Origin of the sequence: Brevundimonas sp. Leaf363, from assembly GCF_001424025.1 — a bacterium.
In the GTDB taxonomy this organism is placed as follows: Bacteria; Pseudomonadota; Alphaproteobacteria; order Caulobacterales; family Caulobacteraceae; genus Brevundimonas.
Genome location: NZ_LMPZ01000001.1, coordinates 500,156 through 522,377, shown reverse-complemented (window position 1 = coordinate 522,377; position 22,222 = coordinate 500,156). Strand labels below are relative to the sequence as shown.

At 70.2% G+C, this 22,222-nt stretch carries 18 protein-coding genes; 9 read left to right on the top strand and 9 right to left on the bottom strand.

What is annotated here, in order from left to right:
- Positions 1-2: 2 nt before the first annotated feature.
- A complete protein-coding gene (locus ASG17_RS02515) occupies positions 3-1,106 on the bottom strand; it encodes an aromatic ring-hydroxylating dioxygenase subunit alpha (protein WP_056098632.1) in 1,104 nt (367 codons plus the stop codon).
- A 120-nt stretch (positions 1,107-1,226) separates the two neighbouring features.
- Between ASG17_RS02515 and ASG17_RS02510 the strand changes: the two genes are divergently transcribed.
- The 3 genes from ASG17_RS02510 (at position 1,227) to ASG17_RS02500 (ending at position 4,787) form a co-directional block, all read left to right on the top strand.
- Positions 1,227-2,186: an alpha/beta fold hydrolase gene (locus ASG17_RS02510; protein ID WP_082496066.1), complete on the top strand. Its 960-nt coding sequence runs from the start codon at positions 1,227-1,229 to the stop codon at positions 2,184-2,186.
- A gap of 114 nt (positions 2,187-2,300) precedes the next feature.
- The gene (locus tag ASG17_RS02505) at positions 2,301-4,397 is read left to right on the top strand and encodes a transglycosylase domain-containing protein (RefSeq protein ID WP_056098629.1); all 2,097 of its coding nucleotides are present in this window, start codon (positions 2,301-2,303) and stop codon (positions 4,395-4,397) included.
- Between the two features lie 12 nt (positions 4,398-4,409).
- Positions 4,410-4,787, top strand: coding sequence for a hypothetical protein (locus ASG17_RS02500; protein WP_056098627.1), 378 nt, complete (start codon positions 4,410-4,412; stop codon positions 4,785-4,787).
- A 3-nt stretch (positions 4,788-4,790) separates the two neighbouring features.
- Here the strand turns inward: ASG17_RS02500 and ASG17_RS02495 are convergent, their stop codons facing one another.
- From ASG17_RS02495 to ASG17_RS02485, 3 genes are all read right to left on the bottom strand, one after another.
- Positions 4,791-5,513: a M48 family metallopeptidase gene (locus ASG17_RS02495; RefSeq protein ID WP_056098626.1), complete on the bottom strand. Its 723-nt coding sequence runs from the start codon at positions 5,511-5,513 to the stop codon at positions 4,791-4,793.
- Complete coding sequence (locus ASG17_RS02490; protein ID WP_056099011.1) at positions 5,479-6,771, bottom strand: polyhydroxyalkanoate depolymerase; 1,293 nt, start codon at positions 6,769-6,771, stop codon at positions 5,479-5,481. The genes ASG17_RS02495 and ASG17_RS02490 overlap by 35 nt, the downstream gene beginning before the upstream one ends.
- A 107-nt stretch (positions 6,772-6,878) precedes the next feature.
- Positions 6,879-7,502, bottom strand: coding sequence for an SCO family protein (locus ASG17_RS02485; protein WP_056098624.1), 624 nt, complete (start codon positions 7,500-7,502; stop codon positions 6,879-6,881).
- Between the two features lie 72 nt (positions 7,503-7,574).
- Here ASG17_RS02485 and ASG17_RS02480 point away from each other — a divergent pair, with 72 nt between their 5' ends.
- Both ASG17_RS02480 and ASG17_RS02475 read left to right on the top strand, forming a co-directional pair.
- Positions 7,575-9,041, top strand: a complete 1,467-nt coding sequence (locus ASG17_RS02480; protein ID WP_056098623.1) for an ActS/PrrB/RegB family redox-sensitive histidine kinase — start codon at positions 7,575-7,577, stop codon at positions 9,039-9,041.
- Positions 9,042-9,098: 57 nt separating this feature from the next.
- Entirely contained in the window at positions 9,099-9,656 is a 558-nt protein-coding gene (locus ASG17_RS02475) for an ActR/PrrA/RegA family redox response regulator transcription factor (RefSeq protein WP_056098621.1), read from the top strand.
- Positions 9,657-9,836: 180 nt separating this feature from the next.
- On the opposite strand, the gene mmcB is transcribed toward ASG17_RS02475, so the two are convergent.
- From mmcB to ASG17_RS02460, 3 genes are read right to left on the bottom strand one after another with little or no spacing between them, the layout of a single operon-like run.
- Positions 9,837-10,292: a DNA repair putative endonuclease MmcB gene (mmcB, locus tag ASG17_RS02470; RefSeq protein ID WP_056098619.1), complete on the bottom strand. Its 456-nt coding sequence runs from the start codon at positions 10,290-10,292 to the stop codon at positions 9,837-9,839.
- Between the two features lie 43 nt (positions 10,293-10,335).
- On the bottom strand, positions 10,336-10,860 hold the full coding sequence (locus ASG17_RS02465; RefSeq protein ID WP_056098617.1) for a lipocalin family protein: 525 nt from the start codon (positions 10,858-10,860) through the stop codon (positions 10,336-10,338).
- Positions 10,861-10,907: 47 nt separating this feature from the next.
- Positions 10,908-12,506, bottom strand: coding sequence for a heparinase II/III family protein (locus ASG17_RS02460; protein ID WP_056098616.1), 1,599 nt, complete (start codon positions 12,504-12,506; stop codon positions 10,908-10,910).
- A gap of 171 nt (positions 12,507-12,677) precedes the next feature.
- Here ASG17_RS02460 and ASG17_RS15625 point away from each other — a divergent pair, with 171 nt between their 5' ends.
- Genes ASG17_RS15625 through ASG17_RS02440 form a run of 4 tightly spaced genes read left to right on the top strand, consistent with a single transcriptional unit; the run spans position 12,678 to position 19,817 of the window.
- Positions 12,678-16,337 (top strand): glycosyltransferase, encoded by a 3,660-nt coding sequence (locus ASG17_RS15625; RefSeq protein ID WP_200935012.1) that lies wholly within the window; start codon positions 12,678-12,680, stop codon positions 16,335-16,337.
- A gap of 8 nt (positions 16,338-16,345) precedes the next feature.
- Complete coding sequence (locus ASG17_RS02450) at positions 16,346-17,164, top strand: hypothetical protein (RefSeq protein ID WP_056098614.1); 819 nt, start codon at positions 16,346-16,348, stop codon at positions 17,162-17,164.
- On the top strand, positions 17,161-17,859 hold the full coding sequence (locus ASG17_RS02445; protein ID WP_056098612.1) for a hypothetical protein: 699 nt from the start codon (positions 17,161-17,163) through the stop codon (positions 17,857-17,859). Before ASG17_RS02450 ends, ASG17_RS02445 begins: the two co-directional genes overlap by 4 nt.
- On the top strand, positions 17,856-19,817 hold the full coding sequence (locus ASG17_RS02440; protein ID WP_056098611.1) for a glycosyltransferase family A protein: 1,962 nt from the start codon (positions 17,856-17,858) through the stop codon (positions 19,815-19,817). The genes ASG17_RS02445 and ASG17_RS02440 overlap by 4 nt, the downstream gene beginning before the upstream one ends.
- On the opposite strand, the gene wecC is transcribed toward ASG17_RS02440, so the two are convergent.
- A complete protein-coding gene (gene wecC / locus ASG17_RS02435) occupies positions 19,814-21,100 on the bottom strand; it encodes a UDP-N-acetyl-D-mannosamine dehydrogenase (protein ID WP_056098609.1) in 1,287 nt (428 codons plus the stop codon). The two genes, ASG17_RS02440 and wecC, sit on opposite strands and share 4 nt — an antisense overlap.
- Positions 21,078-22,193 carry a non-hydrolyzing UDP-N-acetylglucosamine 2-epimerase gene (gene wecB, locus ASG17_RS02430; protein WP_082496065.1) on the bottom strand — a complete coding sequence of 372 codons (1,116 nt, stop codon included), beginning with the start codon at positions 22,191-22,193 and terminating at the stop codon, positions 21,078-21,080. The genes wecC and wecB overlap by 23 nt, the downstream gene beginning before the upstream one ends.
- Positions 22,194-22,222: the final 29 nt, after the last annotated feature.

The following is a 22,222-nucleotide window of genomic DNA, read 5'->3' as shown; positions in this document are numbered from 1 at the left end:
GCCTACGACTTCCAGCGCAGGGTCCGGGCCTTGACCGGATTCTCAAAGGGCCGCGCCTCGGCGCGGCTCTTTTGCCATTCGCGCTTCAGCTGTTGATACCATTTGGCCTGAACGTCGGCGTCGTCGATCCAGATCAGCGCCGGGTCGTAGCGCAGGCCCTCGTTCTGCAGGTTCACCATGCCGCCGTCCTGCTTCAGGAAGGCGACGACCCCCATGCGCAGGAAGGGCTTGGCCAGGCCGAACACCCAGTGGTCGGACCAGAAGATCTGGGTGATCTCGGTCTTGGTGTCCGTGACCGGCGTCAGGCAGGTCAGGGCCAGCACCTGCTTCTCGCCCACCTGGATATGCTCCCAGCGATAGCCGGGCAGGCGGAAGGTGATCTCGGTCGCCGGGGCGCCGCCCAGGATCTTGTAGGCGCGGCTGTTCGACGAGGGCGCGTGGCGGACCATGGCGAAGCCGTGCTCGCGCGGTTCGAACAGCTTGGCCTTCTCGTGCATCGAATGCTCGGAGCGCCACCACCACTGCTGATGCACATAGGGCCCGTGCGCCGGGTCCATCAGGCCGATGACGGCGTGATCGATATGGCTGTCGAAGATCATGCTCTCCACCAGCCGCGGCTTCCCGACCGCGCCAGGGAACAGTGGCGGCTCGTGATCGGGTTCCGACGCCGGGGTCGCGCCCATCCAGACGAAGATGACGCCCTGGCTCTCGCGCACCGGATACGACCGCACCCGGATGCGATCGACCTCCATCGCCTGATCCTCGACCAGCGACGGAATAGCCGCACAGGCGCCGTCGGTGCGGAAGCGCCAGCCGTGATAGGGGCACTCGATCGTCTCGGCCTCGCCCGGCTTGTGCACCATGCGGCCGGCCGACAGAGGCGCGGCGCGGTGGGGGCAGATGTCGCGCAGGCCGTAGACATCGCCGGCGCGGGTCCGGCCGATCAGCACCGGCTCGCCCATGATTTCGTATCGCTTCAGCGAACCAGGCGCGGCGTCGCCGGCCAGGGCGACGAAATACCAGGCGTCGCGCATGAAGCCCTTGCCGAAGGGCGTGGTCGGGCTGGGCGTCTTGGCGGTCGCGGGGGCGCTGTCGGCGGGGCTCATGGCCTCAGTCTAGCCCAAGACATCGCGTGAAGTCAGCGCCGGGACTTGGCCCGCGCATCCGTTCGGGCTACCGGCGACGACATAGGGGCATGGCCGCGTGCGGCCGGCGGAGGACGACGCATGAACATCCAGATCCTGACCGGCCTGATCGCCGCGCTCGGCCTGTTCGCCAATCTGGCGGGCGTGGGCGAAGTCAGCGCCGAAAGCTCCGAAGGCCAGGAGGAGCATGCGCACCACATGGGCGCGACCGGTCACGCGCACGCCGACTTCGCTTCGAATCGCCTGCACGTGCGGGTGGACGGCGACGGCCCGCGCGACGTCATCCTGATCCCGGGGCTCAGCTCTTCGCCCGAAATCTGGCAGTCGACGGTGGATCACCTGGGCGCCGGCTACCGCGTCCACCGCATCCACATCCAGGGCTTCGCCGGCGCGCCGGCCGAGGCGAACGCCCAGGGCCCGGTCGCCGCGCCCGTGGCCGAGGAGATCGCCCGCTACATCCAGGAAAAGGGCCTGCAGAAGCCCGCCGTCATCGGGCACTCCATGGGCGGGACCATCGGCCTGATGCTGGCGGCGCGTCACCCGGACCTGGTCGGCAAGCTGATGGTCGTGGACATGGTCCCCTTCATGGGCGCCATGTTCGGCGCGCCGGGCGCGACCGCCGAGAGCGTCGCCCCAGTGGCGGACCAGATCTACGCGGCCCAGGCCAACAGCCCGCACGACGCCTACGTCGCCCAGGCGACCACCGCCATCAACGGCATGATCAATACCGAAGCCCTTCGCGCTGGTCCGCTGGAAGACATGCGGGGCAGCGACCAGAAGGTCTCGGCCGCCAGCTTCCGCGAGCTGATCACCACCGACCTGCGCCCCGAACTGGCCCGCATCTCCGCCCCGACCGAGGTGGTCTATGTGAAGTTCAACGACGCCCGCATGACGCCCGAGATTACCGACCAGATCTACGCCATGAGCTACGCCAGCCTGCCGAACGTCGAGCTGAAGCGGATCGACGACAGCGCCCACTTCATCATGCTGGACCAACCCACGCCCTTCTTCGCCGAAGTCGACGCCTTTCTGGCCCGGTGACGCCCGCCTTGGTTTCGGCGAAATGCGCCCTCACGTTCGCGTGAAGTGAATGGCGACGTTTCAGCCTTCATCCGTTACGGCTAAGACGGCCTTCTAGAGGCGCAAGGGGTTTCGATGGCGGTTGCAGGGTTCGGGCGCAATGGCGCGGGCGGTGGTGGCGGCGGCCCCAAGCCGGCGCGGACCCGTCTGCAGCAACTGTTCTACTGGGCCGCCGTGCTGGGCGTCTGGGGTCTGATCTTCCTGGTCGTATTCTTCGCCGTGTTCGCGCGCGGCCTGCCTGACACCTCCAGCCTGTACGAGGTCGATCGCCAGCCCTCGATCACCTACCTGGATCGCAACGGCGCCCTGATCGCAACCCGCGGCACGCAGCAGGCGCCGCCGGCCGATCTGGACAGCCTGCCCGACTATGTCCCGGCCGCCTTCATCGCCATCGAGGACCGCCGCTTCTACCACCACCCCGGCTTCGACCCCGTCGGCATGGCGCGCGCCATGGCGGCCAACATGCGCGCCGGACGCGTGGTCCAGGGCGGCTCGACCCTGACGCAGCAGCTGGCCAAGAACCTGTTCCTGACGCCCGACCAGAACATGCGCCGCAAGGTGCAGGAGCTTATGCTCGCCGTCTGGCTGGAGCTGAAGTTCACCAAGAAGGAGATCCTCGCCCTCTATCTGAACCGCGTCTACTTCGGCGCCGGGGCGTACGGGATCGAGGCGGCGTCGCAGCGCTATTTCGACAAGCCGGCCAAGAACCTGTCGGTCGGCGAGGCGGCCCTGCTGGCCGGCCTTCTGAAGGCCCCCTCGCGCTATTCGCCCGTGTCCGAGAGCGAGCGGGCGGCCACGCGCGCCACCGTGGTGCTGAACGAGATGGAGGACGCCGGGGTCATCACGCCGGCCCAGCGCGCCGCCGCCGTCCTGGAGCCCGTGCGCGTGTCGCGCACCCTGGCGACGCAGCATGCGCAATACTTCATCGACTGGCTGGACAAGTCGATCCGCGGGCTGGTCGGCGAACCGACCGAAGATCTGGTCGTCGAGACCACCCTGGACCTGACGCTGCAGACCGCCGCCGAGCGGTCGGTGCGACGCATCCTGGACCGCGACGAGTCCAAGGGCGTGGAGCAGGCCGCCCTGGTCGCCATGGACGGCGACGGCCGGGTGCGCGCCATGATCGGCGGCGCCTCATACGCCGACAGCCAGTTCAACCGCGCCGTGGACGCCCGCCGCCAAGCCGGATCGTCGTGGAAGCCCTTTGTCTATCTGACGGCGGTGGAGGCCGGCTATACGCCCAATACCCCGGTGGTCGACGAGCCCATCCGCATCGGCAACTGGTCGCCGCGCAACTACTCAGGGACCTTCTCTGGGCCGATGACGCTGGCCCAGGCCGTGGCCCAGTCGACCAACACGATCGCCGCCGGCGTCGCCGACCAGGTCGGGCGCGACAGCGTGGCGCGCACCGCCCGCCGCCTGGGCATCACCAGCCGCGTGGGGCTCGAGCCCGCCATGGCGCTGGGCGCCGTCGAGGTGGCCCCGGTCGAGATGGCCCAGGCCTACGCCGCCTTCGCCAACGGCGGCCGCCGCGCCGAAGCCTACGGCATCAGCCGCATCCGCACGCCGCAGGGCCGGGTCATCTACCAGCGCGGCCCGCGCGAGGGTCAGGCCCAGCAGGTCATCAACAATCCGCCGCTGATCTACATGAACCAGATGCTGCGCGGCGTGATCACCTCGGGCTCTGGTCGCGGCGCGGCCATCGCCGGACGCGATCTGGCGGGCAAGACCGGCACCACCTCGGACTACAAGGACGCCTGGTTCGTGGGCTACACCGGCGGCTTCGTGGCCGCAGTCTGGGTCGGCAAGGACGACAACACCGCCATGCGCGGCGTGACCGGCAGCTCCAGCCCCGTGGCCATCTGGCGCGGCTTCATGGAGGCGGCCCTGCCGCGCCTGGCGGTCGAGCGCATTCCCGACGGCCCGCCGATGCCGGAGGGATGGTCGCCCCCCGACCCGGTCGGCGACATGCTGGGCCAGGTCGAGGATCCGTTCGGCGGCAGCCCGTCCGAGCCGGTCGATCCCGAGCAGGGCACCGCCTACAACACCCTGCCCGCCAAGCCCGAGCCGACGCCGTCCGAACCCGTGGTCCGGCCCAACACGCCCCAGCCGGAGCAGAAGCCCGAAGCGGATCAGCCCGCCGAACGCCGCCGCGACCCGCTGTTCTTCTAAGGAAGCCGTCCCATGCGCCTGACCTTCGCCCTCGCCGGCCTCGCCGCCCTGGTCGCGACCGGCGCCCAGGCCCAATCCTCGGCGCCGGGGGGCGGCGAATACGGCGCCGACCTGACGCGGATGATCACGTCGGTGGCGGGCGGCGCCTGCCCGGACGACATCATGGGCGGCCAGCTCCTGACCGCCTGCCAGACCCAGCTGGCCGGGATGCAGGCCGGCCTGTCGTCGCTGGGCGCCGTCGAGAGCGCAAGCCTCCTTCAGTCGCAGGATGCGACGCAGGGCAGGATCGAAACCTACCGCGTCCGCTTCGCCGGCGGTCAGGAGATGAACTGGGCCATCGGGGTCAAGGTGGGCGGCAAGTACGAAGCCGCCTTCACGCGCGGCGACTGACGCCTAACGTCCCACCGCCTGCAGCGCGGCCCCATGGTCGCGCAGCCACTTCCTGAACGGGCGATGGTCTCCCACCAGCCGCTCCACCACCGACCAGTAGGCCGGGCTGTGGTCGGCGTGGACCAGGTGCGCCACCTCGTGGGCGGCCAGGTAGTCGATGACGGGCTCCGGCGCCATCACCACCCGCCACGAGTAGCGGATCGAGCGATTGTGCGGACTGCACGACCCCCAGCGCGAGCGGGTGTCGACGATGGAGACGCGCACGGGCTTTTGCGCCAAAGCGGTCAGGTGAACCTCGGTTCGTTCGGTCAGCGCCGCCCGCGCCTCGCGTTTCAGCAGGTTCTCGACGCGGCGTTCGAACGCCTCGCCCTCGCCGCCGGAGCGGATGACGGGGCCGTCCGGCGTCTGGACCAGCCTCGCCGCACCGGCGCCGCCCATGCCCTCTAGCCGCACCGGCCGACCTTTCAGATTGACCGAGCCCCCCGGCTCCAGCCCCTCCGCCTGGGGGCGGGCGGCCAGCCGGCTGGCGATCCAGGCGGCCTTCTGGCGCGCGAAGGCGACGCCGTCGGCCAGCCGCCGCTCGGACGGGGCCACCACCACGGCCTCGCCGGCCCGGCCGTCGATACGGATGGAGACCCGGCGCGAGCGCGGGTTGACCGACAGGCGTACCGGCAGGTCGCCGGCTAGCCCGTCAAGCCGCAGCCGCTGGCCGTTCCGGTACGCCACGCGCCGCCTCGCTGATCCCCTCGTTCAGGGCGATAAAATCGCGGACGCGCGGGTAGATGTCGTCGCGGAACCGGCGGCCGTTGAAGACGCCGTAGTGGCCGACCTGGGGCTGGACGTACAGCACCCGGCGCTCGTCCGGGATGTTGGGCGTCAGGCCGTGCGCCGCCTGGGTCTGGCCGACGCCCGAGATGTCGTCCTTCTCGCCCTCGACGGTCATCAGGCCGATGTCGGTGATCTTGCTGAGGTCCACCTTGCGGCCGCGGTGCTCCAGCAGGCCGCGCGCCAGCAGATGCTGCTGGAAGACGATGTCGATGGTCTGCAGATAGAACTCTTCCGTCAGGTCCAGCACCGACAGGTATTCGTCGTAGAATTCCTCGTGCTTGTGCGTGCCGTCGCCGTCCCCGGCGACCAGGTCGCGGAAATACTCCCAGTGCGCATCCGTATGCCGCGCCTCGTTCATCGACATGAAGCTGTAGAGCTGCACGAAGCCCGGATAGACCCGCCGCCCAAAGCCCGGATAGGGCAGCGGCACGGTGTGGATCATGTTCGACTTGAACCAGGTGAAGGGCTTTTCCTCCGCCAGCTGGTTGGTCACCGTCGGCGACAGGCGCGCATCGATGGGCGAGCCCATGAAGGTCATGGAGGCCGGGCGGTTGGGGTCGTTCTCCTCGGCCATCACGGCGCAGGCGGCCAGCACCGGCGGACCCGGCTGGCAGACGCCGACGACGTGCGCGCCCGGTCCGACCTTGGCCAGCATGGAGCGGACGTGGTCGATGTAGTCGTAGAAGTCGAAGCGCCCCTCCAGCATCGGCACCTGCCGGGCGTTGATCCAGTCGGCGACGTAGACGTCGTGGTCCTGCAGGAAGGTCTCGACCGTACCGCGCAGCAGGGTGGCGTAGTGGCCCGAGAGGGGGGCGACCACCAGGACGGCGGGCGCAGCCGTCGGCTTGCCGGCGCGCTTCAGGTCCGGGAGGTTGCGGGCGAAGCGAACCAGGCGCACCCACGGGCTGGACCACACCACCTGTTCGACCGTGCGGACCGGCTGGCCGTTGATCGTCAGCACGTCCAGGCCCCACGCCGGCTTGCCGTAGCGGCGCGTCATGCTCTCGAACACCTCGGCCGAGGCGTAGGCCGTGCGCGCGATGGCCGTATCGGCGGCCGGGTTGAAGGGCGAGGTCCAGAAATCGCGCGCCAGTCGGGCGCCGATCCGGAATGGCGTCGCCGAATGATAGGCGAGCTCGTGGAATGCGTAGAGCATGGATACCTGTGAACGGCCCCCGCCGAAGTTGGGCAGGGCATCATAGAACGCGCCGCACTGCAAAAGGATTATCGTTGATAATCCCGTGATGCGGCCCGGCGGTGCCCCTACCCCCGCGCCATCGCCTTGCGCAGCACGTCGGCCGAACGGTCGGGGTCCAGGTCGTGGGCGATGGCGGTGCGGAACTGGCCGTCCGGGCCCATCAGATAGACGGTCAGCGAGTGGTTCATGGTGTAGGCCTCGCCCTCGCCGACCTTCTGGTAGTAGGCGCGGTAGGCGTCGGCCGCCTGTTTCACCTGCGCCGGCGTGCCGGTCAGGCCAATGACGCCGCGCGGGAAACCTTCGGACGACAGATAGTCCTTCAGCGCCTGGGGCGTGTCCCGCTCCGGGTCCACCGAGATGAAGACGATCTGGATGTCGTCGGCCTGGGCGCCCAGCCGGTCCTGAACCGCCTTCAGCGTCGCCAGCGTCGTCGGGCAGAAGTCGGGGCAGTAGGTGAAGCCGAAGAAGACCAGGCTCCACTTGCCGTTCAGCAGCGTCTGATCGACAGCCCGGCCGTTCTGGTCCGTCAGCTGGAACGGGCCGCCGACCGACGGCTGGCCCGTCGAGATCACGGCGCCGGGCGCGCCAGAGGCGTCGCGGCCCGTCGTCACGATCACGGCGACGATGGCCAGGGCGGCGGCGATGGCGATGCAGGCGCCGGCGAACAGCAGGATGGAACGGCGAGGCATGTTCGAGGGGCTTTCGCGTCTGAGGGGCGACGGGTCTATAGAGGCGCCGTGACCTCATCCCAAGTGCGCTCAATGTCGCCCGCCGCCGAAACCGACGTCAGCGCCGCCTTCGCGAGCTGGCGCGATCTGCCCCAGCGCGGGCGCGGCCTGTCCCTGCGCACCCTGATCGTGCTGCGCTGGCTGGGCGTGTTCGGACAGGCGACGGCGGTTCTGACCGCCTATGTCGGCCTGCACTTTCCCCTGCCGATCTGGCCCTGCCTGATCGTCATCGGCCTGGGCGCCGCGATGAACGTGGGCGCCATGTCCAGCATCCGCCGCGTCGACGGCCGCCTGCCGGATTCGCGTCGCACGGCGACCCAGCTGGGGTTCGACATCCTGCAGCTGGCCAGCCTGCTGGCCCTGACCGGCGGGCTGGAGAATCCGTTCTGCCTGCTGCTGGTCGCGCCGGTGACCATCGCTGCGGCGGCCCTGCCGGCGCGCCAGGCGCTGGTCCTGGGTCTGCTGGTGCTGATCGCCACGGCGGTGCTGTTCTACTGGTCCCTGCCGTTGCCCTGGCGGCCGGGCGAGCACCTGACCCTGCCGCCCCTCTATCGCTTCGGCATGGGCCTGGCCCTGATCACGGGGGTGGTCTTCACCGCCGGATACGCCTGGCGCGTGGCCGCCGACGCCCAGAAGCTGGAGCTGGCGCTGGCGACCACGTCCGACGTGCTGCAGCGCGAGCAGCGGCTGGCGGCCCTGGGCGGGCTGGCGGCGGCGGCGGCGCATGAGCTGGGCACGCCGCTGGCGACAATCCAGGTCGTGGCCAAGGAACTGCTGCGCGCCTCGCCCCCCGACAGCCCGGCCGCCGAGGACGCCGCCCTGCTGCTGGTCCAGGCCGACCGCTGCCGCGAGATCCTGAAACGCCTCTCCCAGCGGCCCGAGGACGGCGACATCCTCTATGCCGATGTCGGGCTGAAGGCTCTGATGGAAGAGGTCATCGACCCCCACCGGGGCTTCGACCTGGAGTTCGAGGTCAAGCTGTACAGCGCCGGCGGCCAGCCCCCGCCGCGCGTCAAACGCCTGCCCGAAGTGATCCACGGCCTGTCGGCCTTCGTCGAGAACGCCGCCGATTTCGCCACGTCCAAGGTCAGCATCGAGGCGTCCGTGGACGCCGGCTGGATCACCATCGCCATCGTCGACGACGGCCCCGGTTTCTCGAGCGAGATCCTGCCGCGCCTGGGCGAGCCCTATGTGACCAGCCGCCCGCACGGCAAGCAGCGCCGCGCCCTGGCCGCCCAGATCGCCGCCGCCGCGCGGCCGCCGCAACTGCTGGGCCGCAAGAAGGCCAGCGCGGCCGCCGTTCCCCCCGTCCCGCCCGTGATGGCGCAGCCCAGCCAGGGCGGCATGGGCCTGGGCTTCTTCATCGCCCGCACGCTTCTGGAGCGTACCGGCGCCCTGGTGACGGTCGGATCGGGCGGCGGCGACGGCAAGACCCAGCCCCGCGGCGCCCGCGTCGCGGCGCGCTGGGCGCGACCCGCGCTCGAAGTGTCGCAGGTCTGACGCCTTGACTGCGGCGCGTGCAAGACAGACCTGAGGGCCAAGGAGACACAAAGAACAATGTCCGATCTCGACGCCCGCATCGAAGCCCTGCCCGACAAGACCCTGCTGCTGCTGGATGACGACCAGGCGCTGCGCACCCGCATGGGCCGCGCCCTGGCCGCGCGCGGGTTCGACGTGACCACCGTCGGCTCCGTCGCCGAGGCCACCGAGGCCCTGAAGAATCCCGCCCCCGCCTTTGCCGTGCTCGACATGCGGCTGGAGGACGGCAACGGCCTGAAGGTCGTGGAGATGGTGCGCGAGCGCCGCGAGGACGCCCGCATCGTCATGCTGACCGGCTACGGCGCTATCGCCACCGCCGTGGCGGCCGTAAAGGCCGGCGCGGTCGACTATCTGTCCAAGCCCGCCGACGCCGACGACGTGGTCAAGGCGCTGCTGTCCTCGGGCGACGTGGCCCCCGAGCCGCCGGACAACCCCATGAGCGCGGACCGCGTGCGCTGGGAGCATATCCAGCGCGTCTACGAGCTGTGCGAGAACAACGTCTCCGAGACCGCGCGGCGCCTGGGCATGCACCGCCGGACGCTGCAACGGATCTTGGCGAAGAGGGCGCCGCGCTGACCCCTTGTCCCTCTCCCAGAGGGAGAGGGCTTGAGGCTCCAGGAGCGAAGCGATTGGCTAAGCCGAAAGGGTGAGGGGTGGGCCCTTTCCTTTTAGCCCCCGCCCCTCACCCTTTCGCGCAAGACTGATCGCTGACGCTCTCAGGCGCTCAAGCCCTCTCCCTCTGGGAGAGGGATGGCCTTAGATCAGCGGATCCCGCAGCGTTCGCATCGCGCCCAGCCGGGCGAACGCCAGCGTCAGCGCCTTGCGCCGCGCCGGGGCCAGCGGCAGCACCGGCGCTTCGCGGATCACCGCCCCTCCAAACGCATCGGCGCAGATCAGCCCCGGCTCCTGCGGCAGCACGTCCTGCGGAAACTCCGGCGATACGGCGAAGAAGAAGGCGTCGCAGAACGGCGCATACTCAGGCCATTTCTGATCGACCCGGAAGTCGTCCACCCCCGACTTCACCTCGCAGATGACGATGTCCCCCTTGCGGCCCAGCGCCATCACGTCGGCGCGCCGCCCGTTCGGCAGACACACCTCCAGCAGCGGCGCATAGCCCATGTCGGCCAGCAGCCGCGCCGCGCCGCGCGTGACCGACAGCGTGGTCTCCGGGCGGCTGAAGACGAGTTCGAGATGGACGGCGGCGAGAGCCATCCGCCGTTATGTTCCGGTTGCGTTCCGCATTCAAGCGGGGGCGTCAGCCGCCGGTGTGGACGATGCGGTTCATGTCCATGCCCATGGCGCGGGCGCGGGCCAGCAGCCGGGTGCGCTCGGCCTGGCTGACGTTCTGGCTGCGGTGCCAGACCCACCAGTCGGACTTGTTCGGCAGCGCCAGGATGGCCCAGTTGTAGTTGGGGTCATGGTCCCAGACCCAGTAGTTCTGACCCGCCAGACCGCCCACGCCCAGAAGGCCCGGCAGGGTGAAGCGGAACTTGGCGTTGGTGGTGGTGTCGGTGATCCGGGCGTTGGCGCGCAGTGTCTCGACCTGACCGTCGGCGCGGCGCGTGCAGGTCACCAGCAAGGCGTAGCGGTCGGCGGCGTCGCGGCGGGTGAAGTCGATCTGGGCCCGGCTGCAGTCCTTCTGGACGTCGTTGTGGCTGCGCTCGATCTCGAACCAGCGGCCGTCGAAGCGATCCAGATCGACGTCGGTGGATTGGGCGGACGCGGCGGCGGGGGTGGCGAAGGCCAGAACGGCGGCAAGTATCCAGATCGGCTTGGTCATGACGGCTCCGTCGGCGAACGATGTCGCCAGATACGCTCGGCGGCGAGCTAAGGTTTCGCCGCGTCCTTCCTGGGCGCCAGGCTGATGACGGTGGTCAGACGCATCGTCTGACCAGTCAGGCGGGCGCCCAGGGCGTCGTTCTCGGTGATCTGGTGATACGCCGGCGCGTACCAGCCCTGCAGTTCGGGCTCGGTCTGCCCCCGCACCCGGATCAGGCTCATCTGCGCGCCCTCGACCGCATAGGCGATCCGGCCGCCCCGGAAACGCCAGCCGCTCTCGCGCGGTTCGGCGATCCTGTGGGGCGCCAGATGCAGCCACGCCGTGACCTCGCCGGGCTCGTCCAGCACGATGGTGTCCACCAGCTTCAGCCGCTTTCCGGGCAAATAGCGGAACAGTCGGTGGTGCCGCGCGCCGATGGCCGGGCGCGATATTTCGCCCTCGATCTCCCAATGCCGCCCGACCTGCCGCAGGTCGGTCAGCAAGCCTCCGGCCGGCTGCGTGACCGACAGGGCGTTGTTGGGCCGGTCGCGGGTCAGTTCGACGCTGTTGTGGGCCCGCGCGCTGTTGGTGAAGGCGCGCCAATCCGCCTTGGAATAGGTGTATTTGCCGGTGTCGACGATCCACATCCGGCCGCGCTCGAACCATTCGAACGACAGGTCGTCGGTGTGCTTGTGCACATGGCTGTGGTGGCCGCCGGTGACGAACAGCATGGACGCCGCCGCCTTGCGCGTGCGGAAGCCGCTGCGCACCACGGCGTAGCCCGCCTCGCGGAACAGCCGGCCCTGCATCCCGTCGTCAGCGCCCTTGGGCTTGCGAACCGACGGCGAGACCCTGTCGGTGTCGCCGGCGCCGGACAGGACGCCATGGGGAAAGACCAACCACGGCAGGGCCTCGCGCGCCCGCGCCACGATGTCGTGCAGGTGGGGCATGGCGCCGTACCAGCCGGTGGCGATCATGCGGCGCAGGGTCTGGATGACGAACAGGTGGTAGCCGGGCGAGTGCTCCAGATGCACGCCCTCCTGACCGAACTGGGCGTCCAGGATGCGGTCGAGCATCCGTTCGGCGAAGGCCTGCCCGCCCTCGGCCTCGGGCGCGGCCGGCAGGGCGTTCAACAGGGCGACCAGGCCGTGCACCTGGAACAGGCCGTGGTTGGAGGTGCTGAAGAAGCCCTCGTCCCGCAGGCGGGCCAGATGGCGACGGGCCAGCGCCTCGACCCAGGCCCGGTCGGGATGATCGGGCGCCAGCCGATTGACGACATAGGCCAGCTTGGCCGCGCGCAGGCCCGAGCCCATGTCGTTCCAGTACAGGGCGTCGTCGCCGGGCGCCGCCTCGGCCGCCGCCCACGTCTTCATGACCGCGATGGCGCGATCCAGATGCGCGGCGTCGCCCAGAAGGTCGTGGGCGACCACATAGGGATCGATGGGCCGCCAGCTGTGCAGCTGGAACCGCCAGTTGCGGTCGTGGAAAGGATCGGCGTCCCATGCCTCGACGCTCAACGGCAGCGGGGCGGGCGGCGAGTCGGCCCGCGCCGTCCAGCCCACCGTCTCCAGCGTCGCCACCGTCTCCAGCGGGTCGGTCAGAGGTCCGCAGAAGGCCGTCCGGAAGGTGTGGCCATGGGCCTGGGGCGGGGCGGAGGGGTTGGACAAACCGGCGGGTTTCCTGTTCCCGGTGCTTCAAGCCGGTTATGCGCCTGATTCCAAGCGGGATCGCGCCGCGCCCAGGGTGGTGTCGGCCGTTGACCTCGCGCCCAAGAGGCTTCACCAAGTCGCCGGGGCGCGGCCTGTGGGGCCGAATGAGAGCGACGCACGTAAGATTTCATGGCCACGCCTGACGCCTTCATCCGCGAGCTGGGCTCCGGCTGGCCCGCCAAGGCGCCCTATGTCGAGATCGGCGCCGCTGCGCCCGAGCTGGAGGCGGCCCTGCGCGAAGGCGGCGCGGCCGTGGGGGCCGTGCTGCGCCTGCAGCCCGAAGACGCCGGGATCGTGGGCGGCATGGCCCGCGCCGGCCTGGTCCGCATCGACGCGCCGGGCGCCGTGCTGGAGGTGCTGGAGACGCTGGACGCCTGGCTGGGCGATCCGGGCGCGCAGACCCTGCTGATCCGCGCCGAGGGCGACGCCGTTGCAGCGGTCGCGTCGGCCCTGGCCCCGCACCGATACATCAAGGCCGATGCGCCAGACGGCTGGATGGCCTTCCATGCGCCGGAAGAGGGCGCGGACGCCGTCGGCATCGGCCGGTCCCTGTTCGACGACGACGCCCCGGTTGATGCGGCCGTGCGGCGGCAGGACAAGCTGACCCAGATCGTCCGCCTGCGCGAAGAGGTCGGCGAGAGCCTGGCCCTGGCCGTCGAGGCCCGCGAGCTGGCCCTGGCCTACGAAAAGGCCTCGGTGCATCTGGTCGGGGCCGTGCGTCGGTCGCGGCACGACACCGCGCGCGCCCTGGCGGACCAGAAGGCGGCTCTGACGGCGGATCCCGCCTGGGCGGTCGGGCGGCTGGTGCTGAAGGCCAGGACGCCGCGCGACTGGCTGGCCCTGCCCGGAAAGGTCGCAGAGGCGCGCAAGGCGGCGGTGAAGATCGCCAAGGCGGCCCCGCCCGCCGCGCCTACGCCGCTGGATGTCGGCCCGCGCATCGCCAGCCCGTCGCCGGACCTACACACCCTGGATCTCGACGCCGGCAAGGTTCTGTATCTCGCCGGCCGCGCCATCGGTCCGGCCTGGTCGCGCGTCGCGGCGGTCACCGCCCGCCTGCGATGGCTGGACGCCGGCGGGCGCCCGGTCGTGACCGGCGCGGAGGCGGCCGCCGGTCCGGCCAAGGGCTTCGCCGAGCAGCCGCTGGAGATCGACGCCCTGCGCGGCTTCCGGATCGCCCTGACGCCGCCCACCGCCGCGACGAGGCTGGAGATCGCCCTGGCGGCCGAACGCGGCGACGCCGTTCACGTCACCCTGACCCAGGTCGAACAGGCCGACGCCGAGACCGTCGAAAGCTGGCAGGCGCAGGCGCAGGCGGCGCTGGACCGCCCCTCCCTGATCGACCGCCTGCGCGCTATCCGCGACCGGCCGCGGCTGGAGAAGCAGGCCAAGGCGCAGGCCCAGATCCGCCGGCAGGTGCACCACCTGAAGCGCCGCCTGCTGTCGCTCGGCTTCGGCGACCGCGCCGTGCAGGACTTCGAACAGGTCATCGCCGAGACCCAGAATGACGAGATGCGCGGCCTGGTGGCCTTCGAACTGGCGACCTGGCGGGCCAATCGCTACACGGCCGATGACGCGCGCGATTGTCTGCGCCTGCTGGGCATCGTCGAAACATCGCTGGAAATGGATGACGACTGGCGCCGACGCATCGCCATCCTGCGCGCCGAATCTCAGGCCCTGCTCGGCGACGTGAAAGCCGCCTGGACCACGCTGCAAGACGCCATGGCGGCCCGGCCGCACGCCGATCTGCACCTGGCCCTGACGCGGCTGGAGGCCGAGCCCGAGGCGCGCCTGAATTCGGTCAACCAGGCCCTGGCGCTGCATGGGCTGGAGACCGCCGAGCTGGTCGAGGGCGAGGTGCTGTACGACCGACTGCACGCCGAGGCCGCGCCGGTCGCGACCGGGGCCAGGGTCACCATCATCATCCCGGCCTACAACGCCGAGACCACCATCGGCACGGCCATCCGCTCGCTGCTGGAGCAGAGCTGGCAGGACGTCGAGATCCTGGTCTCGGACGACTGTTCGACCGACGGCACCGCCGCCGTGGTCGAGGCCTACGCCGCCCGCGATCCGCGCGTGAAGCTGATCCACGGCGTCTCCAACTCCGGTCCCTATGTGGCGCGAAACCACGCGCTGAAGGTCGCGACCGGCGACTTCGTCACCTGCAACGATTCCGACGACTGGTCGCATCCGCGCAAGATCGAGCTGCAGGCCCGGCACCTGCTGGCCAATCCGGGCGTGGTGGCCAATACCTCGCCCCAGGCGCGGACCAGCGAGGACCTGGTCTTCCACCGGCGTGGCAATCCCGGCTTCTATCTGCAGCCCAACATGTCGTCGCTGATGTTCCGGCGCGTCCCGGCGATGAAGCAGCTGGGCTATTGGGACTCGATCCGCTTCGGCGCCGATTCCGAGTTCCTGCGCCGCCTGAAGGCCGTGTTCGGGCCGGACGCCATCGTCGATCTGGAGTGCGGGCCGCTGTCGTTCCAGCGCCAGACCGAGACCTCCCTGACCGGCGGATCGGCCTTCGGCTACCACGGCTTCAAGATGGGGGCGCGGCGCCAGTACGAGGAGAACGCCAAGCGTTTCCACCGCGCGTCCGACAGCCTCTACATCGACTTCCCGCTGACGAAGCGGCCCTTCCTGGCGCCCGAGCCCATGCTGCCGGAGCGCAGTCGGGATCGCGAGGCGCGGCGGAATTTCGATGTGGTCATGGTCTCGGACTTCCGCCTGCCGGGCGGGACCAACATGTCCAACGCCGAGGAGATCAAGGCCCAAAAGCGGATGGGGCTGAAGACCGGCCTGGTCGAGCTGTCGGTCTATCACCTGAACCCCGACCGCTCGCTGAACCCCCGCATCCTGGAACAGATCGACGGCGACAGCGTCGAGATGCTGGTCTTCGGGGAGAAGATCACCTGCGACCTGCTGATCGTGCGCCTGCCGTGGGTTCTGGAGCACTGGCAGGAATATGTGCCGGACATCGAGGCCAAGGCGGTGCGGGTCATCGTCAACCAGCCGCCCCAGCGCGACTATTCTCCCGGCGCCGAGGTGCTGTGCGACATCGGCCGCTGCGCCGACAATCTGGTCGGCTATTTCGGCCAGTCCGGCAGCTGGCACCCGATCGGCCCCCTGGTCCGCGACGCCCTGACGACGCATCACGCCGCGGAGATGGCGACCATCGAGCTGGGCGACATCTGGCCCAACATCATCAACGTCGATGAATGGCGCCGGCCCGCCCGGCCGCGTCCGCACAAGGCCATCCGCATCGCCCGCCACTCGCGCGACCAGTATGTGAAGTGGCCCGATACGCCCGACACAATGCTGCAGGTCTATCCGGCCCACGCGAACTTCGAGATCCACGTCCTGGGCGGCGCCGAGGCGGCGCGCGAGGTGATGGGCGGGGCGTTGCCGGTCAACTGGTTCGTGACTGAGTTCGGCGAGGCCGAGCCGCGCGACTTCCTCGCCGACCACGACGTCTTCGTCTACTATACCCACCCGGCGTGGGTGGAATCGTTCGGCCGGGTCATCTTCGAGGCCATGGCCGTGGGTCTGCCGGTCTTTCTGCCGCCAATCTACGAACCCCTTTTCAAGGACGCCGCCCTCTATGCCGAGCCGCACGAGGTCCGCGCCCGGATCGAGGCCCTGATGGCCGACGACGCCGCCTATCAGGCGCAGGTGGAGCGCGCGTGGGCCTATGTCGAGGCCCACTTCGGCTACGCCCAGCACGCCATCCGCCTGGGTGCGGCGATGGGGCGTGACCTGCTGCCCGCGCTGACCCCGCGCGCGGCGGCCTGAGGTCGACGATGGCGCGCATCTATTTCGGCATTCCGCTGCGGGCCCGGGGCGCTTCCAGCAACTGGACGATGGTGCAGGAGAACCTGCTGCGCACGGTCCGTTCGCTGCTGTCGCAGGAGAGCGAGGATGTCCGCATCCTGATCGCCGGCCACGATCGGCCCGGCAAGCTGAAGACCTATCTGGAGGACGGCCGCGTCCACTTCATCGATGTGTCCAAGGAGACGCCGGTCCCCGACAGCGTCGAGGGCTTCAACGCCGACAAGGCCGTCAAGAAGAACTGGCTAGGCTACGCCGTGCGCGAGATGGAGCCGGAGCCGCTCTATTACATGCACATGGACGCCGACGACCTGCTGCACCGGCGGCTGGCGCGCTACATCGCCCAGGGCGACAACAGGCAGGGCTATCTGATCCAGCGCGGCTGGATGGTCGATGTCGCCAACCGCCAGGTGGCGGGCATGGACGAGCGGACGGCCCCCTTCTACGCCCACTGCGGCAGCTGTGCGCTGATCCATTTCACGCCCGACGAACTGCCGCGCAGCCCGACCCACTTCCGGTCGAACTTCTCGAAGTTCCGCAATCACAACAAATACGTCGAGACCGCACAGGCGCAGGGCAAGACCCTGACGGCCTTCTCCCAGCACGTCGGCGCCTATCTGGTGAACCACGGCGAGAACAACCGGAACTACCGCGGCATGATCGATCGCAAGGTCCGCTATGTTCAGCGCCACGCGGTCAAGGACCCGGCCGAGGTCGCCAAGCTGGCCCGCAACTTCCATGATCTGGGCAAGCTGCTGACCTCCCGGACAGAGACGGACGAGCGCCCATGATCCGCTGCATCCTTTGCGGAACCGAACTGGCGCCCGTTCGGGACGACGACGCCTGCCCCAGCTGCGGCGCGCGGGACCGGACGCGCATGCTCGGCATGGTGCTGATGCGCTGCGCTCCCGGCCCGACCGGCAGCAAGCCGGTGGTGCACGTGGCGCCGGAACGCAGCCTGACCAACTTCATGCGCGCCCGCTACGGCCTGACCTGGGCGCCCGTGGACTTCGAGCCGGCGCGCTATCAGCAGGCGCACATGGACCGGGAGGTGAAGTTCATCGACCTGACGCGGCCGCTGGACTTCTACGCGCCGGAAAGCCTTCGCGGCTTTGTCCATTCGCACGTGCTGGAGCACATTCCGGTTCCGCTGGACCAGTTCCTGCCTCAGATGAACGCCCTGGTCGCCCCGCGCGGCTTCCACGCCTTCATCGTGCCCGGGCCCTTCCCGCCGAAGTACGAGGAGAACTTCGACCCCGCCTTCGGTCCCGAAGAACGGATGAGCCAGTACGGCCACCCGGAGCACATGCGGCTGTTCGGCGGCGAGGACTGGGACGACGTCGTCGGCCGACACTTCGAAGGCTGGACCAAGGTCGAGTTGAAACGCTTCATCAAGGTCGAGGAGCTGGAGCCTGCGGGCATTTCGGCGCGGCGCGCGCTCAGCGCCCTGACCGGCAAGACCGTCCACCTCTACATCAAGGCATGACGGGCGGGCTGCTGGAGCGCCTCCGTCTGATCCTCGGCCGAGGCGCCGGGGCCGAGCGGTGTCCGGCAGCGCCCATCGTCGTCCGCATCGGCGACCGGACCGAGACGCCCGGCCTGCGCTGGCCCTCCGCGCGGCCGCACGATGCGGTCGCGGTGCCCATGGGGCGTGGCCTCGCCATCACCCTGGAAGGGCCGCCGATCACCGCCGAGATGGTGCTGACCGACGCGGACGGCGCCGTGCGCCGCCTAACCTCGCGCCTGCAGCCGGGGTGGCTGCGCGTCACGGCCTGGAGCGAGGCGCCGCTGGCCGGGGACGTGTCGCTGATCGCCACGGCGCTGGACGCGGCGGGCAAGGTCATCGGCCGCGCGCCCATGCCCCTGTCGACAGACCGGCGCGACTGGCTGCTGGAGGCGCCGGAGGGCGTGAACCGTGTCGTCCTGGCGTTGCGGTTCGCCGGTGAGGCGCAGATGGGCGGGGTGCGCGTCGTGCTGGTGTCGGGCGCCGAAGGCGATCTGCCGCCGGCAGGGGGCTGGGCCGACCGGACGGGCGACCTGGCCGACCATCTGCGAGACCGTCTGGCGCGCCGCGACTACGCCGGGGTCGTCGCCCTGACCGGCGCACCCGTCTTCCAGACCGGCGCCGCCGTTCGCGCCGGACTGACCGCCCTGGTCGAGCTGCGCCGGTTCGAGGAGGCGCTGCGCTTCCAGTCCGACTTCGACCTCGGCGACGACGCGGGCGCCGAGCAGCGGGTGCTGGAGGCCCTCGGCAATCTGGGCCGCTGGGGCGAGGTGCGGCGTCGCATCCGCCGAACGCTGACGCGCGAACCGGCGCAGGTGCGGTCGCCCCTGCTGCTGCGCAGCTTCGCCTTCACCGCCGCCGATCCCGACCTGCGACGCCGCGTGCTGGCGCGCCTGGCCGAGGCGCCCGAGGCCGTGCCTCCCGGCGACCGCGCGTCCCTGGACGTCGCCGCGGCGATGGCGTTCGAGCCGGGCGCGCCGGGGGCCGCGCGGTTCGTAGAAAGCGTCGCCGTCGATGACGCCCTGCCCGCTGTCCAGCGCTACCTGCTGACCAGCCAGATCGCCCTGGCGGGTGGCGACCTGGCGGGCGGCGACCTGGCGACGCACTGGGCGGCCGTGAACCGGGCCCTGGCGCTGCATGCTCTGGAGCCCCTGGTTCCACCCGCACCGCTTACGCCCATGGCCGTAGGGTTATTGAACTGCGCCGCCCTCGCGTCGTCCTCCCAAGGGCCTCTGGTCACGGCCGTCATGACCACGTTCAACAGCGCCGCGACCGTCGCGCATTCGCTGGCGTCACTGGCCGCGCAGACCCACGGCGCGCTGGAGATCATCGTCGTGGACGACGCCAGCACGGACGACACCGCCCAGCGCGTCGAGGCCTTCGCCGCCGCCCGTCCCGACATTGCGCTGACCCTGCTGCGTCAGACGACGAACGCCGGCACCTATGTCGCGCGCAACCGCGCCCTCGAACAGGCGCGCGGCGCCTATGTCTTCAATCAGGATTCCGACGACTGGGCCCATCCGCGCAAAATCGAGCGGCTGCTGGCCGCCGCCACGGCGCCGGGCCGGGTCGCAGCCTATGGACAGGGCTTGCGGCTGTCGCCGGACGGCAGGCTGACCGCGCGGCGCGGCTTCCTGGCGCCGGACACCAGCATCCTGTTCGAGCGCGCGCGAGTGCTGGACGCGCTGGGCGGCTACGATCCCGTGCGCGCGGGGGCGGACGGGGAACTGCAGCGGCGGATGGAGAGGACGTTCGGTCTGGACGCCATCGCCGTCCTGTCGGATCCGCTGTCGATCATCGCCGCCCGCGCCGGCTCCTTGTCGCGCCGGGGCCGGTTCGCCATCGACGAAGCGACAGGCGTGTTCTCACCGGAGCGCAACGCCTATCGCCGGGCCTATCTGGAGCGGCACGCGGCGATGACGCCGCGGCGCGGCGACTAGGCCCAGATGCCGCAGGCGTCGACGACGACGCCCGCCGGCCTCGGCTGGGTGCGGAACTCGCGGTGGCCGACCAGACCGACGACGACGTCGCAGGCCAGGGCCGCATGGGTCGCCACCATCGTCAGGCCGTCGCGCTCCGTCAGCATGGCCTCGAAGGGGTCGGCGCAGACGACCCGGCCCGGGAACAGCCGGCTCAGTTCGCGGCCGATCTCCAGCGAGGGGCTCTCGCGATAGTCGTCCACGTCGGGCTTGAAGGTCAGGCCCAGGCAGCCGACCCGGGCGTCCGGCTTGCCTTCCCGCGCCATCGTCTCAAGGGCCTGGCGCACCTTGTCGATGACGAAGTGCGGCTTGGCGTCGTTGACCTCGCGCGCGGTGCGGATCAGGCGGGCCTCTTCAGGGGCCTGGGCGACGATGAACCAGGGGTCGATGGCGATGCAGTGGCCGCCGACGCCGGGGCCCGGCTGCAGGATCTTCACGCGCGGGTGGTGGTTGGCCAGGGCGATGACCTCCCACACGTTCAGGCCGATCTTGTCGCAGACCACCGACAGTTCGTTGGCGAAGGCGATATTCACGTCCCGGAACGCGTTCTCGACCAGCTTGACCATCTCGGCCGATCGGTCGTCCGTCAGCAGCAGCTCGCCCGACGTCAGGCTGCGGTACAGGCGCGCGGCCCGCAGCGCGGCGCGCGGCGTCGCGCCGCCCAGGGCGCGGGCGTTGGTCGATAGCTCCTGGATCGTCTTGCCGGGGATGACCCGCTCCGGCGAATAGACGACGTCGATGTCGATCTCGCTCTCGGGACGGCCCGGCGCCGGGAACTTCAGGTCCGGACGGGCGGCGGCCAGGCGTTCGATCACCTGACCGGTCGCCCCGACCGGCGAGGTCGATTCCAGCACCACCAGGGCGCCCCGCTCCAGCACCGGGGCGATGGCCTGGGTCGCGGCGAAGACGTAGCTGAGGTCCGGCGTGCGGGCGTCGTCGTGGCCCACCGGGGTCGGCACGGCGATCAGATAGGCGTCGGCCGTCGGCATCTCGGTCGAGGCGCTGAGCCGTCCGCCACCGACGGCGGCCTCCAGCAACTCGTCCAGGCCCGGTTCGACGATATGGCTCTGCGCCTTGTTGACCGCCTCGACCACGCGCGGGTTGACGTCCACGCCGATGACGCTGTGGCCCGCCTGGGCCAGGGCGGCGGCGGTGGGCAGGCCGATGTAGCCCAGGCCGACGACGACGATCTTCTGCGGCGTGAAGGCCGGCTGGTTGAACTCAGCGTAGACGGTCAGCGACATGTCTCAACTCCTCGACGATGCGCTGGGCGGCGCGGCCGTCTCCGTACGGGTTGGTCCGGTCGGTCGGTTCCGGCCGGGCCAGGGCGGCGGCGACGCCCGCCACGATGCGATCGGCCCTGGCGCCCACCAGCTCGGCCACGCCGGCCTCGATCGCCTCGGGACGCTCCGTCACGTCGCGCATCACCAGCAGGGGCTTGCCCAGCGACGGGGCCTCTTCCTGTACGCCGCCCGAATCCGTCAGGATCACGCGCGAACGCGACATCAGATAGACGAACGTCGGATAGTCCACCGGGTCAATGAGATACACGCCAGGCGCGTCCGCCACCAGTTCACGCACCGGCCCCTGGACGTTGGGGTTCAGGTGGACCGGATAAACGATCTGGACGTCGCCGCGCTCGCTCAGCTGGCGCAGGGCCACGCAGATCTCGCGGAAGCCGTCGCCGAAACTCTCGCGCCGGTGGCCGGTGACCAGGATGATCGGCCGGTCGTCCAGAAAGTCGAAGCGCGCGTCCAGCTCGGCCCGCGCCGCCGTGCCCGGGCCGACCCGCTCGACCGCGTCCAGCAGGGCGTCGACCACGGTGTTGCCGGTGACGATGATCCGCTCGGCCGGCACGCCCTCGGCCAGCAGATTGTCGCGCGAGCGGGCGGTCGGCGCATAGAGGTGCTCGGCGACCAGATCGACCAGGCGGCGATTGAACTCTTCGGGCCAGGGCTGGTCCATGCGGCCGCTGCGCAGGCCCGCCTCGACATGTCCGACCGGCACCTTGCGATGAAAGGCGGCGGTGGCGGCCGCGGCGGCGCTGGAGGTGTCGCCATGCACCAGAATCAGGTCGGGGCGCTCAGCCTCGATAGCGCGATCGACGCCCGCGACCACGGCCGAGAAGATCCCGTTCAGCGTCTGGCCGGGCGTCATGACCTTGAGGTCGAGGTCGGTCTGCAGATCGAAGAAGGTCAGCACCTGATCCAGCATCTCGCGATGCTGGCCGGTCGACCAGACGCGGCAGTCGACGCCCTCGGCGGCTCGCAGCGCCTTGACCACCGGCGCCATCTTGATGGCTTCGGGACGGGTCCCGAAGATGACGGCGACACGCAAAGGCGAAAGCTCCCAGACGGACACAGCCC